Annotated in this window: 15 protein-coding genes and 1 tRNA gene; 7 read left to right on the top strand and 9 right to left on the bottom strand. The window is 45.9% G+C overall.

The features are described from left to right. The first annotated feature begins 66 nt into the window (after nt 1-66). On the top strand, nt 67-510 hold the full coding sequence (queF, locus tag ZMOB_RS04530) for a preQ(1) synthase (RefSeq protein ID WP_011240255.1): 444 nt from the start codon (nt 67-69) through the stop codon (nt 508-510). Between the two features lie 16 nt (nt 511-526). Here queF and ZMOB_RS04525 read toward each other — a convergent pair whose 3' ends face one another. From ZMOB_RS04525 to ZMOB_RS04505, 5 genes are all read right to left on the bottom strand, one after another. Further along, a complete protein-coding gene (locus ZMOB_RS04525) occupies nt 527-1,039 on the bottom strand; it encodes a DUF3035 domain-containing protein (protein ID WP_011240254.1) in 513 nt (170 codons plus the stop codon). Between the two features lie 84 nt (nt 1,040-1,123). Continuing rightward, nucleotides 1,124-1,648, bottom strand: coding sequence for a signal peptidase II (gene lspA, locus ZMOB_RS04520; protein WP_014500761.1), 525 nt, complete (start codon nt 1,646-1,648; stop codon nt 1,124-1,126). Nucleotides 1,649-1,651: 3 nt separating this feature from the next. Further along, entirely contained in the window at nt 1,652-4,477 is a 2,826-nt protein-coding gene (ileS, locus tag ZMOB_RS04515; protein ID WP_014500760.1) for an isoleucine--tRNA ligase, read from the bottom strand. 119 nt (nt 4,478-4,596) lie between these two features. Further along, the gene (locus ZMOB_RS04510) at nt 4,597-5,541 is read right to left on the bottom strand and encodes a bifunctional riboflavin kinase/FAD synthetase (protein WP_014500759.1); all 945 of its coding nucleotides are present in this window, start codon (nt 5,539-5,541) and stop codon (nt 4,597-4,599) included. 338 nt (nt 5,542-5,879) lie between these two features. Next, nucleotides 5,880-6,377 (bottom strand): dihydrofolate reductase, encoded by a 498-nt coding sequence (locus ZMOB_RS04505; protein WP_014500758.1) that lies wholly within the window; start codon nt 6,375-6,377, stop codon nt 5,880-5,882. 343 nt (nt 6,378-6,720) lie between these two features. On the opposite strand from ZMOB_RS04505, the gene ZMOB_RS04500 reads away from it, so the two are divergent. Both ZMOB_RS04500 and ZMOB_RS04495 read left to right on the top strand, forming a co-directional pair. Next, nucleotides 6,721-6,797, top strand: a tRNA-Pro gene (locus ZMOB_RS04500). A 194-nt stretch (nt 6,798-6,991) separates the two neighbouring features. Then, nucleotides 6,992-7,228 (top strand): WGR domain-containing protein, encoded by a 237-nt coding sequence (locus ZMOB_RS04495; protein WP_014500757.1) that lies wholly within the window; start codon nt 6,992-6,994, stop codon nt 7,226-7,228. A gap of 84 nt (nt 7,229-7,312) precedes the next feature. Here the strand turns inward: ZMOB_RS04495 and budC are convergent, their stop codons facing one another. Continuing rightward, nucleotides 7,313-8,068 carry a meso-2,3-butanediol dehydrogenase gene (budC, locus tag ZMOB_RS04490; RefSeq protein WP_012817384.1) on the bottom strand — a complete coding sequence of 252 codons (756 nt, stop codon included), beginning with the start codon at nt 8,066-8,068 and terminating at the stop codon, nt 7,313-7,315. Between the two features lie 340 nt (nt 8,069-8,408). On the opposite strand from budC, the gene ZMOB_RS04485 reads away from it, so the two are divergent. Then, the gene (locus tag ZMOB_RS04485; protein ID WP_011240247.1) at nt 8,409-8,795 is read left to right on the top strand and encodes a hypothetical protein; all 387 of its coding nucleotides are present in this window, start codon (nt 8,409-8,411) and stop codon (nt 8,793-8,795) included. Nucleotides 8,796-8,859: 64 nt separating this feature from the next. After that, nucleotides 8,860-10,278 (top strand): cardiolipin synthase, encoded by a 1,419-nt coding sequence (gene cls, locus ZMOB_RS04480; RefSeq protein ID WP_014500756.1) that lies wholly within the window; start codon nt 8,860-8,862, stop codon nt 10,276-10,278. A 38-nt stretch (nt 10,279-10,316) separates the two neighbouring features. Here the strand turns inward: cls and ZMOB_RS04475 are convergent, their stop codons facing one another. Both ZMOB_RS04475 and ZMOB_RS04470 read right to left on the bottom strand, forming a co-directional pair. Then, nucleotides 10,317-10,799 (bottom strand): L-2-amino-thiazoline-4-carboxylic acid hydrolase, encoded by a 483-nt coding sequence (locus tag ZMOB_RS04475; protein ID WP_014500755.1) that lies wholly within the window; start codon nt 10,797-10,799, stop codon nt 10,317-10,319. A gap of 29 nt (nt 10,800-10,828) precedes the next feature. Then, the gene (locus tag ZMOB_RS04470) at nt 10,829-11,971 is read right to left on the bottom strand and encodes a M20 peptidase aminoacylase family protein (protein ID WP_014500754.1); all 1,143 of its coding nucleotides are present in this window, start codon (nt 11,969-11,971) and stop codon (nt 10,829-10,831) included. A gap of 202 nt (nt 11,972-12,173) precedes the next feature. On the opposite strand from ZMOB_RS04470, the gene ZMOB_RS04465 reads away from it, so the two are divergent. Further along, nucleotides 12,174-12,989, top strand: a complete 816-nt coding sequence (locus ZMOB_RS04465; protein WP_014500753.1) for a pyrroline-5-carboxylate reductase family protein — start codon at nt 12,174-12,176, stop codon at nt 12,987-12,989. Between the two features lie 65 nt (nt 12,990-13,054). Here ZMOB_RS04465 and ZMOB_RS04460 read toward each other — a convergent pair whose 3' ends face one another. Beyond that, nucleotides 13,055-14,071 carry an SDR family oxidoreductase gene (locus ZMOB_RS04460; protein ID WP_014500752.1) on the bottom strand — a complete coding sequence of 339 codons (1,017 nt, stop codon included), beginning with the start codon at nt 14,069-14,071 and terminating at the stop codon, nt 13,055-13,057. A 332-nt stretch (nt 14,072-14,403) separates the two neighbouring features. Here ZMOB_RS04460 and ZMOB_RS04455 point away from each other — a divergent pair, with 332 nt between their 5' ends. Next, entirely contained in the window at nt 14,404-16,137 is a 1,734-nt protein-coding gene (locus ZMOB_RS04455) for a capsular polysaccharide export protein, LipB/KpsS family (RefSeq protein WP_014500751.1), read from the top strand. Nucleotides 16,138-16,161: the final 24 nt, after the last annotated feature.

Below are 16,161 nucleotides of genomic sequence, written 5' to 3'. Positions count from 1 at the left end.
GCAATACTGGATATCCTATTTTAATCTGGTGTTTTTATATCATACAAAACAGGGTAATATAAATAGATGCAAACCACTCATTTAGGTAAAAACAGCCCCATCCCCCAATCACCGGAAGAGGCTTCCCTCGATTATGTGCCCAATCCTCGGCAAGGTAAAAACTATCTTATTCGCTTTGCGATTCCAGAATTTACTTCGCTTTGCCCTGTCACGGGACAGCCGGATTTCGCGCATCTGGTTATCGACTATGTGCCGGACAAACTGATTGTCGAATCCAAATCACTTAAATTATTTTTGGGATCTTTCCGCAATCATCGAGCTTTTCACGAAGATTGCACCGTCGGCATTGGTGAAAAACTATTTACAGAAATGAAGGCACAATGGCTGCGTATTGGGGGATATTGGTATCCTCGCGGTGGCATCCCGATTGATGTTTTCTGGCAAAGTGGCGCCGCCCCGCAGGATGTTTGGTTGCCAGAACAAGGCGTGCCACCTTATCGGGGGCGTTAATCCCCCGATCTGAATTTTATTGCGGCATATTTTTATAGGTTACCGGTGGGACAGAAGGCGCTTCCTGTCCTCCGGCCTTCACCACGGCCAAATCATCCTGCTTGGCGGGCGATGCAACAAGATCACTTGTCAAACCACCTTTATTAACCGTCTCGGTCTGAGGATCGCCTACCGAACTCCGAATACCGGGTTGGGCGCGCTTGGCCGAGGCTTTTTCCAATAATCCTCTTTCTGCCGCGGCTTTAACCGCAGGCTGGCCAAACATCGCGGCCAAAGCCTGCGTTGAACTGTCGGTATCTTGAGGACGTGGCGCACCAGGTTTCGGCGGAGCCAAAGTAAATTCAGGCGGAATAACCAAAGGCTGCTGGCGGGTGGCTTCCATTTCTTTGGCATTCGGGTTGGCGAAAACCCCGGGTTTGGATTTATGTGTGGTGCAACCAGCCGTAATCGCTGCCGCCAATCCCATCATGATGATAGCTGATTTTTTCAACAAGGGGGCAACAGGATTATTCTTGGTCGTTTTTATCATCACATTAAAAGCTCCAGCAGATTCGGAAAGAAGGCTATGTCTCAATCCCGAAATTTCATAGATAGAAAGAAGCTCACCTCAAAATCAGGCAGCCTTGTTATCATCCTCGTTTTTCGACCATAATGACCGCAGGATAAGAAAGACAACCCCACAGCTTATGGCGGCATCTGCAACATTAAAAACCAAAAAAGGATGCCAGTTACCAAAATGTAAATCGAGAAAATCGACAACAGCCCCTGACCGTATCCGATCAGTGATATTACCGATAGCGCCCCCTAATACAAGCCCAAGCGCCATAGCCGAAGAAAAATGCTTTTCCCGTAGGATCAAAATAACAACAGCCAAAGCAATAGCCGCCGTCAAGGCCACCAAAAGCCACCGTCCTACATCACTTCCAGCGGTCAGAAAGCCCATAGAAATACCGTAATTCAAAACCCATTTTAACTGGAAAATAGGCAATATCTGAATTTCTATCCGTTCTGGCAGATGCAACGGATGAGCAACATAGTATTTACTAAACTGGTCACAAAATAAGGCGATAAGGGCAGCCAGAAAACCGGCCACCCTGATTTTATTTCTGGAATCAGACGCTATCGCTTTTTCTGTCACGCCTTATTCACCAACAACCGACTTACAACGATCACATAAAGCGCCATCTTCTTCCACTTCGGGAAGATGCTGCCAGCAACGACCACATTTATGATTTTGGGTGCGATCAACCGTTATTGCAGCATCCGAGGCATCAACCAGATTGATTTTAGCCGTGATACAGATTTCGGAAAAATCAACTGAAGAGAGAATCTTCGCAGTAGCCGCATCAACTGGCAAGGTGACTTCAGCTTCAAGGCTGGAACCCACGATTTTTTCACGCCGTAACGGTTCGATTTTTTCCGTTACGATCTGGCGTTGTTCGCGGATAACCGCCCATTTTTCACCCAGAACCGCATTTTTCCACTGGCCATCAACTTCTGGCCAGACGGAAAGATGAACTGATCCCGCGTCAGGGAAGCGATGCAACCAGACTTCTTCTGCCGTAAAGCATAAGATAGGCGCCGCATAGCGTACCAAAGCATGGAACAGAATATCCAAAACCGTGCGATAAGCGCGCCGCTCTTCGGTGCCTTGCGGTGCAGCTTCACCGACATCGCAATAAAGGCGGTCTTTTCTAATATCGAAGAAGAAAGCCGAAAGATCATTATTCACAAAATCAGACAGCAAGCGGAGATAACGGTTAAAGGCAAAGCCATTGACCGATTCATGCAATGCCTGATCCAGCTCGGCCAGAAGATGCAGGATGTATTTTTCCAATTCCGGCAAGTCAGCTAAATCGACTTTTTCTTCTTCTGAAAAGCCTTCCAAAGCCCCCAGCAAGTAACGGAAGCTATTCCGCAATTTGCGATAGCCATCCGATGTGCCGGACAAGACTTCCTTACTGATACGGACATCTTCATTATAATCTGTCGAAGCCACCCACATACGCAGAATATCGGCGCCGCTTTCATTGATAACCTTCAAAGGATCAATGACATTACCGACCGATTTCGACATTTTCCGGCCAGTGCCATCCAAGGTAAAGCCGTGGGTCAACACCGCTTCATAAGGAGCATGTCCCCGCGAACCACAGCTTTCCAGCAAGGATGACTGGAACCAACCGCGATGCTGATCCGATCCTTCTAAATAAAGCTGGGCGCGAGTGCCCTCACCATAACGCGCTTCAACGACAAAAGCATGGGTCGAACCGGAATCGAACCATACATCCAAAATATCATTAACGGGTTCATAATCCTCAAGGCGATATTTATCGCCAAGGAAAAGCTGATGATTGGCTTTAAACCAAGCATCGGCACCCTCTTTGCGGAAAGCCGCCAGAATACGGGCATTGACCTCTGGATCGCGCAAATAATCGCCGCTTTCGCGATTGACATAAAGGGTGATCGGAACGCCCCATGCCCGCTGACGGGAAATAACCCAATCAGGCCGGCCTTCAACCATGGTCTGAATCCGGTTCTTCCCTTTGGCAGGGAACCAACTCACTTCATCAATGGCTTTCAAAGCGGTTTCGCGCAGGGTTTTTCCGGCGATCGCTCCCTTTTCTACTGGACGATCAAGAGCGATAAACCATTGCGGGGTGCAACGATAAATCAGCTTGGCTTTTGAACGCCAGCTATGGGGGTAGCTATGGTGCAGAACCGAGGTCGCCAATAATGCCCCGACTTCTCTTAAATCAGAACAGATCGGGCCATCAGCCGCATTGATTTTCGGCGAGATAACCAGACCTTCACCGCCCATCCACAGCCAATCTTTCCGGTAACGACCATCATCTTCAACCGCAAAAACCGGATCAATGTTATGCGCCTTACAAAGAAGGAAATCGTCTTCACCATAATCAGGTGCCATATGGACGATACCGGTTCCGGCTTCGGTCGTAACATGGCTGCCACCCAAAAACGGACGAGGCTCTGCAAAAAAGCCGCCTTTTTCAAACATCGGATGCTGAGCAATGCTGCCATCTAATTCGGCACCCTTACCCCGCCATAAAACAGGCGCATCCCCTTCATGGCCAATCCGTTTCAGACTGTCTTCGAGCAAGACCTCTGCGAAAAGATAATGCTTGCCGTTCAAATCGACTAAAACATAATCAATGTCGGGGCCATAAGCCAAAGCACGGTTGGCTGGAATCGTCCAAGGCGTGGTCGTCCAGATAACGGCATAGCCACCGACTAATTCGGGGATTTTGCTGTCCGTGATTTTAAAGGCCAAATCAATCGTGGTAGAATCGACATCGGCATAATCAACTTCAGCTTCAGCCAAAGCGGTCTTTTCAACGACTGACCACAGAACCGGCTTGGCACCACGATAAATCTGACCGGTTTCAGAAAAGCGCATCAACTCACCGGCAATAATAGCCTCGGCTTCAAAATTCATGGTCAGATAGGGGTTATCCCATTCCCCTAAAACACCCAATCTTTTGAATTCCTGCCGCTGGGTATCGACCCAGTGAACGGCATATTTCCGACATTCCTGACGGAATTCGACCGCGTTAACGTCTTTATCGACATTCAGTTTCTTTTTACGAAACTGCTCTTCGACTTTCCACTCGATAGGCAGACCATGACAATCCCAACCGGGGATATAAGGCACATCCTTCCCCAACAGGGTTTGGCTGCGCATAATAATGTCTTTTAAAATCTTGTTCAGAGCATGACCGATATGAATGTCGCCATTGGCATAAGGCGGGCCATCATGCAGGATAAAGCGTTCCGCGCCTTTACGCTGTTCGCGCAACTGCTGATAAAGGTCTTCTTTTTGCCAACGCGCCAGAATTTCTGGTTCTTTTTTTGCCAATCCAGCCTTCATTGGGAAGGAAGTTTTTGGCAAAAAGACAGTCGGACGCCAGTCGCGCGCCTGGGTAGCATCGGCAGATTTTTGATCGGACATAATGAAGCTCTGATACGAAACGGGATAAGAAAGGAAAGATACCTTTAATGTAAAGCCTCCTTGGAAGAAACAGGATTGTTTACAGTAAAGCGATATCTATCCGATTATTGTTGTCTATTTTAGATAGGATCAATGACATATTCGCTTAAACAGGCGCGGGCAACCTTACAATCCTCGCCTATTTGCTGAATCAAGGCATCCATACCCTTAAATTTTTGCTCTGGCCGTAAAAAAGCAATCAAGGAAACGGCAATCGTCTGATCGTAGATATCGCCTTCCCAGTCAAAAAAACAAGGCTCCAGCCATTCTGTTGGCGGAGAAAAACTGGGACGTATCCCTAAATTAGCGGCGCCATCAAGATAACGTCCATCGGGCAACCGCCCCTTCACCGCATAGATACCATAAGCAGGTCGAACATAATCGCCCATCAATAGATTGGCCGTTGGGAATCCCAGTTGACGACCCACCTGATTTCCATGACGGACAACGCCTTCAACCGTAAAAGGCCGACTAAGAAGACGGGCTGCCGTTTCGGGATCGCCCTGCTTCAAAGCCTCTCGAATACGGGTAGAGGAAATAGCGCCCTGCTGATCACAAACAGGCATAATAGTATCGACAGAAATATTTAAACTCTGTCCCATCGCCTGCAACAAATCAACGCCGCCTTTTCGCCCTTTACCAAAGGTAAAATCACGTCCGGTGACAACGCCTGCCGCTTTCAAATGGTCGATAATTTGCTGTTGAATAAATTCTTCGGGGCTTAAATTCGCCATGGCCTCCGAAAAACGAATGACGAAAGTCGCATCAGCGCCCGCTTTTTCAAACAAACGCGCGCGTTGCGGGATAGTCGTCAAAGCAAAGGGCGGCAAATCGGGACAGAAAAAACGCACAGGATGCGGATCAAAAGTCGCGACAATAACGGGGCGACCTTCGGCATGGGCACGGGCTACCGCTGCCGCTACCACAGCCTGATGGCCTAAATGGAAGCCGTCAAAATTACCAAGCGCAACAATAGCGCCATATAAATGATCGGGTATCGGGGCGTCACTAAAAAGACAGGTCATAGTCTCGATTTACATAAGAACACAGGCGCTACCCATGAAAGACTGCTAAAAAAGGCAATCTTTAGGTGAAAAAGGCATAAGCAAAGTGACAAAAAAAGAAAAGCCCTGAAAATATCCTTTTTCTAAAATAGCGTATAAATTTCCACAATAAGAAAACGATTCAAGCGATTTTCAAAAAAAGAATAGGCCGATCAATATTACCTATAACCAGTGTTTTCCCCAGATAGCCTTTAATGATGACAAAAAATTATCTGTATATTTCTCGAATATATCAGAATTATATCACATTAAGGCAATGATTCACTAAAAGAATAAAACAACCTTCTTCTTTTGTAGTCTTATTTCCTTAGAAATGATTTGAAACTAAAAGCAGGGCATTCACCTTCTGCTTTAAAATCCTCTTGTCCTACCAAAGAAAAATGATTCATATCCGGCAAATCGACAAAGGTATCACCGGAATAATCGCGATAAATTTCGGTCAGTTCGATCCGATCCGCTTTATCCCAAAATTGTTGAAAAATATTGGCTCCACCAATCACCGCGATCTGGCTACTATATTTCCGAGCAGCTTTTATGGCCTCTTCCAAATCACAAACGGCTTCGGCACCCTCCGCCTGCCAATGATGATTATGGGTCAAAACAATATGTGGCCTTTTCGGCAGCAAGCCGGGCAAACTCTCAAAAGTCCGCCGCCCCATAATCATCGGATGACCAAGCGTTAAGGCCTTAAAATGTTTCAAATCAGCAGAAATATGCCAAGGCATGGTGTTATCCTTGCCAATTACGCCATTTTGAGCGCGGGCAAAAATAAGCATTATTTCAGATAAAGAAGGCATAAATTGATAGAGATCCAAACAGCAAAGACAAAAACCAACCAGAAAAAATTCCAAGAGGAACCGCCGATCAAGCCGAGGATATAGCCGATATCGACTTCTCAGCCAGCCCCAGTCTGGCCATATCCATAAAAATTTACAAAAGGCTGTTAAGAAAACACCATTTTTAAAACACAGTCTTTAAAAGATAGAAATTTTAACAAAAACGCGCTCTGGCCTATTTCCAACCCTAAAAAATCAAAATTTTCCTGTTTTTTGTATAATTCTGCTTGCCAGACGATCATGCAAGTTATATGAGAGCCGTCATCAGGCAATGATAGGCTTTTCAAGCTTATCTTTAAATCGTCGGGGAATAGCTCAGCCTGGTAGAGCACTGCCTTCGGGAGGCAGGGGCCGGAGGTTCGAATCCTCTTTCCCCGACCATTATTTCTTATCGCGAATTTCGCTTTATCCTTTATATAAATCCTTAAAAACAAACAGATTTATGTCTTGAGACTAGAAATCTGAAGCCTCGTTCTCTGCGTAAAAAGAATTTTATTCTTTTCCTATAATTGTAAAATTACTTTTATTTTATTATTTTAAAACGATCGTCTAATAGACATCAAAGGCTATGGCTGATGATCGTTCATCTTGAGCATATTGATCCCGCTAAAAATATGTATCGCTATTATCAGCTTTACTTGTCGCCTAGCTTGTTCAACGACTGGATCATCAAGAAAGATTGGGGACGCATCGGCCAAAAATGCCGCCATAATTTTCGAGAGGCCCTCTCTTTTTCTTCTCTTTCCGAAGCCCAAAGCGCCCTAGAAAAATATATCCAAGCCAAAACACAGCACGGCTACAAAATAATCTAAACAATCGCTTAAAAAATGGCGAAGCCTTGTTCCCAAAGCCTCGCCATTTTCAGACTTACCAAGAAAATAGGGAGAGCGCGGTTATCATCCCAAATGCGGCTGACCATCTGAAGCCGTTGCTCCACCATCAACCGGCAAATTTACACCCGTGATAAAGCGGGCATCATCGCTGGCAAGGAAAGCCATAACCGACGCAATTTCTTCAGCTTCAGGAATACGCCCCAAAGAAACGCGATTTTTAAATTGGGCTTGGGCAGATTCCGGCCAATTAGCCGCCATTTTGGTTTTAACGAGGCAAGGGCAAACCGAATTGACGCGAACACCATTCACGCCTGAATCCAAGGCCAAAGCACGGGTAAAGTTCACAACCGCACCTTTGGTGGTGCAATAATAAACCATACCCCAATCGCCACCCAGACCAGAAACCGAGGCCGTATTAACAATACAACCCTTGGATTTTATGAGATAAGGCATCGCGAATTTGGCACAGTAGATAACACCATCAATATTGACCGATGAAATCTTTTTCCAATCCTCGACCGAAGCATCCATAATCTTACCGGGGATTAAAATACCGGCATTATTCACCAAAACATCAATCTTGCCGTATTTTGCCGCAATATCATCCATCATTTTTTTGACGGCATCGGGATCTGAAACATCAATCTTGTAAGGCCATGCCCGATCCTTCGGCAAGGAAGCCGCTACTTCTTCAGCATCTTTGATCTGCCAATCAGCCAGAACAACGATCGCCCCTTCCGAAGAAAAACGCTCTGCTGCGGCTTTTCCCATACCATTACCACCGCCGGTAATAACGACAATTTTATCTTGGAAACGCATGATCTTCTCCTAACGTGTTCTTTGAAGGTTAGAACAAAGATTATTTATTTTTGTTTCAAAAAAAATGATTCATTTTTTAGAAAAAATAATACAACTCTAACAAATTTTGAAAATCAATATCACTATCCAAGAATAACACGCCGCTATGCCAACAATAAAAAACATAAAGAACAAGGGATAAAGGCAAAAACCCAATAGAAATAAGATCAAATAAAATATGTCAAAATATTAAAAACAAGGCCTAAAAAACAATATAATCACACTTGTCTATTTTGATTTTTAAAAGGTAAACTACCCATGAAAAAACAATGGCTTAATCGAATAACGGCGCTCTAAAATTATGCGTATCAAAAAAAATACAGTCCTTATAACTTGTCTCTGCCTTCTCTTGGGCGGCTGCGCCCTCGCCGATGAAAGCAAGGTAATGGCCAGCCATCATCGGGTTTATTATCGTTGTGATGATGGTCTAGGCATGGATACTCTGTTCAGGGATCTTAACCATGATGTCCAGCTGACATTCCGGCATGGATCTTCCATGACATTGCAACAGGTTAAAACTAGCGAAGACGTTCGCTATGGCGATATGAGTCACAGCTTAATTATCAAAGATAAATATATCATCTGGAAAAATGGCCGAAACGCGCCTGCCATTAACTGTTACCCTGATAACACGATGTTGATAGATCAGTCGGTAGATCGGCTATCATCTCATCTTTCAAAACCCTAAACTTGCCCTTTCTCTTATTTTTAATGATACATTATTTTCCCTTTTTCTGTTCAGATGTCCGGCAATGACCTTAATGACGCTTGGAAGTTTTTATGAAGTAGTCGCGTGGCTGATACGCTTGACGATGCTCGTCATCGTTCCCATGCGCCGGACACCACAAGCCGCCAGTAGCTGGCTGTTGCTGATTTTTTTTCAACCGGCTCTGGGCTTGCTTCTTTATTTGATGATTGGTCAGGCACGTTTTCCGTCATGGCGCGCAGAACGTTTTGCCAATCTCAAATCTTTTCTGGAAGAACAAAGGCAAAAATTACAAAATTCGGTAGCCTCTCTCCCTGCCGAAGCGGCCTTGGCTGCCGATCTTGCTGAAAACCTTGGTCATATGCCCGCCTTATCGGGTAACCGGATGCTTTATATTTCTGATTATCAGGCGCTTTTTGATCATCTCGCCGCCGATATTGATAAAGCCGAACAACATGTTCATCTCGTTATCTATATTTTTGATAGCGACCGCTCCGGCCAACAGATTATTGCTGCCTTGGGACGCGCCGCGAAAAGAGGCGTTAATTGCCAGATATTGATTGATGCCTTGGGATCACGCCGCTCCGGTAAACAGGTTATCCAGCAATTAAAAAGCCTTGGAGTTGATGCAAGGGAAGCCCTGCCCTTTCGCCTGTTAAGAGGGCGGACACGCGGGGATATGAGAAATCATCGAAAATTATTCATTATAGACGGCAAGATTGGCTATGCTGGATCACAAAATATTATCAATCGCGACTGGCGGCCGGGCGTTGTTAATCAGGAACTAACAGTCAGGGTCGAAGGGCCCATCGTTTTTGAAATGGAAACGCTCTTCGCGATAAACTGGTATCTCGAAAGCGGGGCATTACCTGATAGAATGAGGGACACACCTCATTTGGTGCCCCCCAAAGAAGGTAGCCATATTTTACAGCTGTTACCCAGCGGGGCAGATTACCGTTTGGCCGGTTTCGAAACGATGCTGGTTACCGGCATTTACGCCGCAAAAAAACAGATAGTGCTCGTTACACCCTATCTTATCCCTGATAGCGATTTACTGGCGGCTTTAAAAACGGCGGCCTTACGCGGGGTCAGGATAGACATTATTGTCTCGAAAATTGCCGACCAAATCTTGGTTAGCATGGCACAAAAAAGCTATTATCAAGAATTGCTAAGCGCCGGTATTCATATCCATCGCTACAGAGACAAGCTCCTCCATGCCAAGCATATCAGTGTTGATAACAAATTGGCGATGGTTGGCTCCAGTAATGTCGATATTCGCTCTTTCTTGCTCAATGAAGAAGTCAGCCTAATCATTTACGATAAAGAAGCTATTGCCCAGCTTCAAAATATCGAAATGGATTATCTAAAAAATGCCGATGAAGTCAGTAAGGCGGCATGGCGCCTGCGCCCCTGCTATTGTAAAGTCATGGAAAATCTGGCGCGATTAGTCAGTCCGCTGTTATAAACCGCGCCATTCCCAAAACTGCAAATATTGAGGCCAGACTATTCTTTCGCTTTCAAGCGATAGCGAAAATCACAAAAATCAGCGCCCTTCATAATCGTCTGGCTTCGGCTCATTTCGATATCGGGATTATAACCTTCAATAAAAGAAGCATCCCTCGTGCAAGACAGAATTGAGCCGATCTCTCCTAATCCCATTTCACGATACATTTCTGCATAACGGCATCGGGTAACATTATAGTCCAAATGCTGATGATCGCTTGCCAATATATCGACTTTCAAAGCATCATCCTGTTCCCAAAGATATTGCATCGCCGCAAAATTGCTAAGCGTTGCCCCGCCTTTATCTTGTTGCTTTTCGGCCATTTCTTTTCCGGCACGAATGGCATCTGCTGCAATCGCTTCTTTTAAAACAGCCTGCGCTTTTTCTTTTCCGAAATGACGCGACATAGCATCATAAATTGGCTTGATAATCTCAGCTTCAATCCGCCGCCGTTTCAAAATACCCATTTCACTTTGGGACATAAAAGACGCTCCTTCTTTTCTCTCCCTTATCAAGCAGAGGCTTGCGTGTTTTTCAGGTCTTTCAAGGCTTCCTCAGCTAACAAAGCATAATATTCAGCCGCTGGGAAAATAGCCTTCTCATCAATATTAAAACCGGGATGATGGAGCGATTGTGGACTACCCGTGCCAATATGAAAAAAGACACCGGGGCGATGATGCAGATAATGGGCAAAATCCTCGCCACCATTCTGCGGGGTAACATTATGGGTCACATAGCCGAATTGGCGGGCTATTTTTGCCGAAAAATCAGACCAATAAGGCGTATTGATAACCGCCGGAGGGCCTTCATGCCACAGGAATTGCGCTCCGACATCCATGGCTTTGGCAAGATAATACACAAGGTCTCTCATCCGGCGCTGAATTTCTTTTCTGATTGAGGCATCAAAAGTCCGAACCGTGCCTTCCAGCTCGGCTTTTTCAGGCAAAATATTCCAGCCGCTCCCTGCATTAATGCGGGTCACACTGACAATAGCAGAATCATGACTAGAGATATTCCGGCTCACAATCGTTTGCAGACTGTTGATAATTTCGGAGGCTGCCACAATCACATCGGTACCATTTTCGGGATAAGCCGCATGCGCCCCTACCCCGGCCAGATTGATTTCAAAACGATCAACATTGGCCATAATCGCACCGTGGCAGGTTCCAAACTCACCCACCGGCATTTTGGGAGCGTTATGAAAACCGAAAACGACATCAACATCTTTTAGAACACCGGCTTTAATCAATTGCAAAGCACCGGAATAATTCTCTTCGGCAGGCTGGAAGAACAGACGAACGGTTCCAACCAAACGGGATTCATTCTGTTTTAAAAGAAGGGCGGCACCCAATAAAACCGTGGCATGAAAATCATGCCCACAAGCATGCATTTTTCCCTTTTCCAAAGAAGGGCAAACCGCCTCGGAATTTTCCTCTATTGGCAAAGCATCAATATCCGCCCGCAATGCAATAACAGGCGCACCATGACCAATTTCGGCAACAACCCCTGTTTTTAAATCATAGGGCAAAATACGAATACCGGCTTCTTTCAGCCATGCGGTCAATTTTTGAGTTGTCTGGAATTCTTCGCCTGACAATTCGGGATGCTGATGTAATTCCCGACGTAAAGAGATCAGCTTTTCTTCCAAATTCATTCTTGACCTCACAATCTGAAACAAGCCCGACAAACCAAAAGAATCTCGGTTCTAAAAGGCCATTCTATAAAGACCGACTGCTTTCGACCATAAAAGAAATAGTTTTTTGCAATAAAACAAACAGGGCATATGATCGGAATCTCAAACTGGGTTACGATCACAGTTTCTTTGCGATATTCTTGGCAACAGAAGAGTAAACGTCATGAGCCATATTCATTTCATCGGCAGCGGCCAAATGTCCGAAGCCATGATCCGAGCCATTATCAAGCATAAAACCGCTTCGGCCAGTGACATCACCGCCTATGACATCCGGCCGGAACGGGAAAAAGAACTGCATGACAATTATGGCATCACGGCTTTTGCCAAACCGAAAAAAAATATTGAAACCCTCCAAAAAGCCGACATTGTTGTTATCGGGGTCAGACCACAAGACGACCTGAAAGCGGTGACAGCCGATATTGCTCAAAATGCCAAAGAAAAGGCCTTGATTGTTTCGATTGTCGCTGGTGTCACTCTTGCCCAATTTGAAGACCTACTTGGCAAAAAAAGAGCTATCGCAAGAATTATCCCGAACACACTCACCGACACCGGATTGGGCTATAGCGGGGTGGTCATCAACAATCAGGCAGACAAAGCCCTAACCGAAAAATTTGTTTCCGGTTTTGGGAAATGCCTCTTCTTAGAAGAAAGCCTGATCGACATTTTTACGGGTTTTGGCGTCTGCGGGCCCAATTACGTCTATTATTTTATCGAAGCCTTGGTTGATGCCGGCGTGCTAGCTGGCCTGCCTCGTGATATTGCATGGAAAACCACGATGGAAAATCTGGTAGGCTCGGTAAAAATGCTGGAAATATCAGGTAAGCATCCACGCCAATTACTGGACATCAACAATTCACCTGCCGGTGTCGGCATGAATAGCCTCTTCGCCTTGAACCAAAGCGACTTCACCGCAGGCCTACAAAAAAGCGTCCTCGCGGCTGTCAAAAGAACAACCGAACTAGGCCAGAAAAAAGATTAATGGCATTATAACCTTATCCGAAAAGGCGGTGCCAATAGGCCGTCTTTTCGGATAAGAATCCTGATCTAAAAAATCTGGGCGCATCCGGTTTCGCCATAGACTTCACCCGTCACATAGCTATTTTCGGCACAAGCCAAAAAGACATAGACCGGTGCGATTTCAACCGGCTGACCGGGACGTTTAACCGGCGTATTGGCACCAAATTGACTATAAGCAGAGGCAGGCTGACCGCCCGATACCTGAAGCGGTGTCCAAAACGGGCCCGGTGCCACGGCATTCACTCGAATACCTCTAGGTGCCAGTTGGATAGCCAAAGCGCGGGTAAAATTGGCAATAGCCGCTTTGCTGGTGGCATAATCCAATAAAATAGCCGAAGGTCGATAGCCCTGTGTTGAGCTGGTATTCACAATTGCCGAACCGGCAGGCATGATTTTCAAGGCTTCCTTGCACAACCAAAACATCGCATAAACATTGGTTTTCAAGGTATCATCAAAATCAGCCGTCGAAAGCGTCAGGATAGATTCATTATAATGCTGATGTCCGGCAATATTCGCCAAAATATCTAGTCCGCCCAAACGCTTGGAGGCTTCCTGAACGAGCTGGACACAGAAATTTTCATTTCTCAAATCACCGGGCAAGGCAAAAACCTTATGACCTTCTCCCTGTAACAAAGCGACCACTTCGCGGGCATCCGGCTCTTCTTGCGGCAAATAATTGATAACAATATCCGCGCCTTCACGGGCATAGGCGATCGCTGTTGCCCGACCGATGCCGGAATCACCACCCGTAATCAAAGCCTTCCGGCCTTGTAATTTGCCGGAACCGCGATAGCTTTTTTCACCGTGATCGGGGCGCGGTACCATTTTACTGGCTAGACCGGGCCAAGGCTGATCTTGACCGGCAAAAGGCGCACGCGGATAGGCATCACGGGGATCATAAAATGTTTTGCCCCCTGTCACTGCCGGTTCTTTATCGCGATTGGCGGCCGAAGCCACTCCATCCAACCCTGATACCAGCCCCGCTGTCGCGAGAACTGCCATCATGTTACGTCGTCCTTCAGAAATATTGGATTTATTGGCCATCAGATATCGCTCCTTCTTTTTCTGAAAAAATTTTCAGAAAATACAGGTCGTAAAAGTCCCATTAGGCCGAAAGCCGCCAGAAACCGGCATTCTGTCTATTACTCATAATAACAGGTCGGATGCTATATAGTTGCAACCACGCCCATTTCGGAGAAAAGAACATCTGCCTTATACGGCTTTTCTGATTTAGACTATCCAATAAAATAAAGCCTGCTACTTGGGATTTACTGTTTATTATTTCTCAATAAAAACATAGCTTAACCGGTAAATAGAGTTCGGCTCGATCAACTAGACGTCTCTTCTGTCACGGGACTGTCTTTTTCGGAAAAAAAATGTCGCTGTCTTTTCCTTTTCTACGCCCTCCCCCTTTCCCGAAAGCGAATATTTCGCTTATCGATTTTGTCCGGCCTATATCTCGTCCAGAAAAAATACTGACTGATAATGACATCCAAAATCTTATAGAAAAATTGCTACAGAGGCGGGTCGGCGGCAATTTCTGGGCAGCACCACTGCCGAAAAACCCGCAAAAGCAGAGCGTTCTGCTGATCGAAGATTTAACGGATGAAGCCTTCTTCTTGGCTATCGCCAAACAGGGCGATCTTGTTATTCTGCCCGATCACCAAGATTATGCCGAATTGGCCGAAAGTTTCAAAAAACAAGGCTGCGTGATTTATTCCGGCCTGTTTGATCCGTGGAGTTTGCTCGACCAAGCCACAGAAATCATTGCTAGTGGCAAGACAGCCTTAACTATCGACATTGGATTGATTGCGAGATTAGGCCATATCCCTCTGTCTTTTTCACCGACTGCTCGAAAATTTTTCAGCGATATTTTTACCTCGCCAGAGGTCATCATTTTGGCATTGGTCAGACAACAGCTTACATCTTTCCAGTATAATGATATTTTTACAGGACAGCCGATCTCCCTCGATCAGGCGATAACGCAATTATCAGAATGGCGCAGTCTGATAGACAGCAATCGCGCCATCAAGGCGGCTTGTGGTATAGCTTGGTGGAAAAAAGAGGCTATTCGTCGTTTCTTGTGGTCAGGCGAAAAAAAACGGCTACCCATGCCGCAAAAAACAGAAACAGCGCTCTCTTTTCTAAAACAAAAACAAGAGGCTATCGCACTCTGGCCATCCCGTGAGCCGAAAGGTCTCCGCAAAGCTATCGCTCAAAAAGAAGCACAGCTTTACGAAGTAGAAGATGGTTTCATCCGTTCCGTGGGGCTTGGCAGCGGCCTTCACCCGCCGCTTTCAATCGTGGTCGATAAACAAGGCATTTATTACGACCCCAACCAGCCTTCTGATATTGAGACTTTATTCAACGAAACTGTTTTTTCTCAAGAATTATTGGAACGGGCGCAAAAGCTAATCGCCCGTATTCAGTCGGCTCATATCAGTAAATATATGGGAACAGGCGCAGACAAAGCGCTCAATTTTCCCAAAAACAAACGGATTATACTCGTCACCGGTCAGGTGGAAGATGATCGATCGGTCAGGCTGGGCGGTGGTGCCGTTAAAGGCAATCTCGATCTTTTGAAACGGGCAAGAGAAAATGAAGCTGATAGCTACATCATTTTCAAACCGCATCCCGATGTCGAGGCAGGCCATAGAAAAGGCTTTGTGCCACAAGAATCCGCTGAAAAATACGCCGACATCATCATTCGCGATTATCCCATCACACGCTTGTTCGATCAGGTGGATGCCGTCCATGTCTGGACATCACTTGCAGGTTTTGAAGCCCTGCTTCGCCATCGTGAAGTGATCTGCCACGGCACCCCCTTTTATGCGGGCTGGGGCTTAACCCGTGATCTTGGGGCTATTCCCGCCAGACGAAAAAGAAAACTCGATATAACAGAGCTTGCAGCGGTGACACTTATTCTCTATCCGCGCTATCTCGATCCGGTAACAGGTATGCCCTGTTCACCGGAAGTTCTGATAGAAAGACTTATCCAAAGTCCAAAAGCAAAAATGACGCCCGTCACATGGATACGCCATTTTCAAGGCAAAATTTGCGCTGCTTTTCGACAGGTAATGATAAACAACCCCTTATCCGGTAAATCGTAATAGCCTGCACAGGGCATAGGAGGA

This window comes from Zymomonas mobilis subsp. mobilis ATCC 10988, assembly GCF_000175255.2.
Lineage (GTDB): Bacteria > Pseudomonadota > Alphaproteobacteria > Sphingomonadales > Sphingomonadaceae > Zymomonas > Zymomonas mobilis.
The sequence above is the reverse complement of the archived record's forward strand: the minus strand, read 5'-3'. Positions and strand labels throughout refer to the sequence as shown.

Bases quoted from the DNA above. Each gene is read 5' to 3' on its own strand.
- queF (WP_011240255.1), top strand. From the start codon at position 67: ATGCAAACCACTCATTTAGGTAAAAACAGCCCCATCCCCCAATCACCG.
- ZMOB_RS04525 (WP_011240254.1), bottom strand. From the start codon at position 1,039: ATGATAAAAACGACCAAGAATAATCCTGTTGCCCCCTTGTTGAAAAAA.
- ileS (WP_014500760.1), bottom strand. From the start codon at position 4,477: ATGTCCGATCAAAAATCTGCCGATGCTACCCAGGCGCGCGACTGGCGT.
- ZMOB_RS04510 (WP_014500759.1), bottom strand. From the start codon at position 5,541: ATGACCTGTCTTTTTAGTGACGCCCCGATACCCGATCATTTATATGGC.
- ZMOB_RS04505 (WP_014500758.1), bottom strand. From the start codon at position 6,377: ATGCCTTCTTTATCTGAAATAATGCTTATTTTTGCCCGCGCTCAAAAT.
- ZMOB_RS04495 (WP_014500757.1), top strand. From the start codon at position 6,992: ATGATCGTTCATCTTGAGCATATTGATCCCGCTAAAAATATGTATCGC.
- budC (WP_012817384.1), bottom strand. From the start codon at position 8,068: ATGCGTTTCCAAGATAAAATTGTCGTTATTACCGGCGGTGGTAATGGT.
- ZMOB_RS04485 (WP_011240247.1), top strand. From the start codon at position 8,409: ATGCGTATCAAAAAAAATACAGTCCTTATAACTTGTCTCTGCCTTCTC.
- cls (WP_014500756.1), top strand. From the start codon at position 8,860: ATGACCTTAATGACGCTTGGAAGTTTTTATGAAGTAGTCGCGTGGCTG.
- ZMOB_RS04475 (WP_014500755.1), bottom strand. From the start codon at position 10,799: ATGTCCCAAAGTGAAATGGGTATTTTGAAACGGCGGCGGATTGAAGCT.
- ZMOB_RS04470 (WP_014500754.1), bottom strand. From the start codon at position 11,971: ATGAATTTGGAAGAAAAGCTGATCTCTTTACGTCGGGAATTACATCAG.
- ZMOB_RS04465 (WP_014500753.1), top strand. From the start codon at position 12,174: ATGAGCCATATTCATTTCATCGGCAGCGGCCAAATGTCCGAAGCCATG.
- ZMOB_RS04460 (WP_014500752.1), bottom strand. From the start codon at position 14,071: ATGGCCAATAAATCCAATATTTCTGAAGGACGACGTAACATGATGGCA.
- ZMOB_RS04455 (WP_014500751.1), top strand. From the start codon at position 14,404: ATGTCGCTGTCTTTTCCTTTTCTACGCCCTCCCCCTTTCCCGAAAGCG.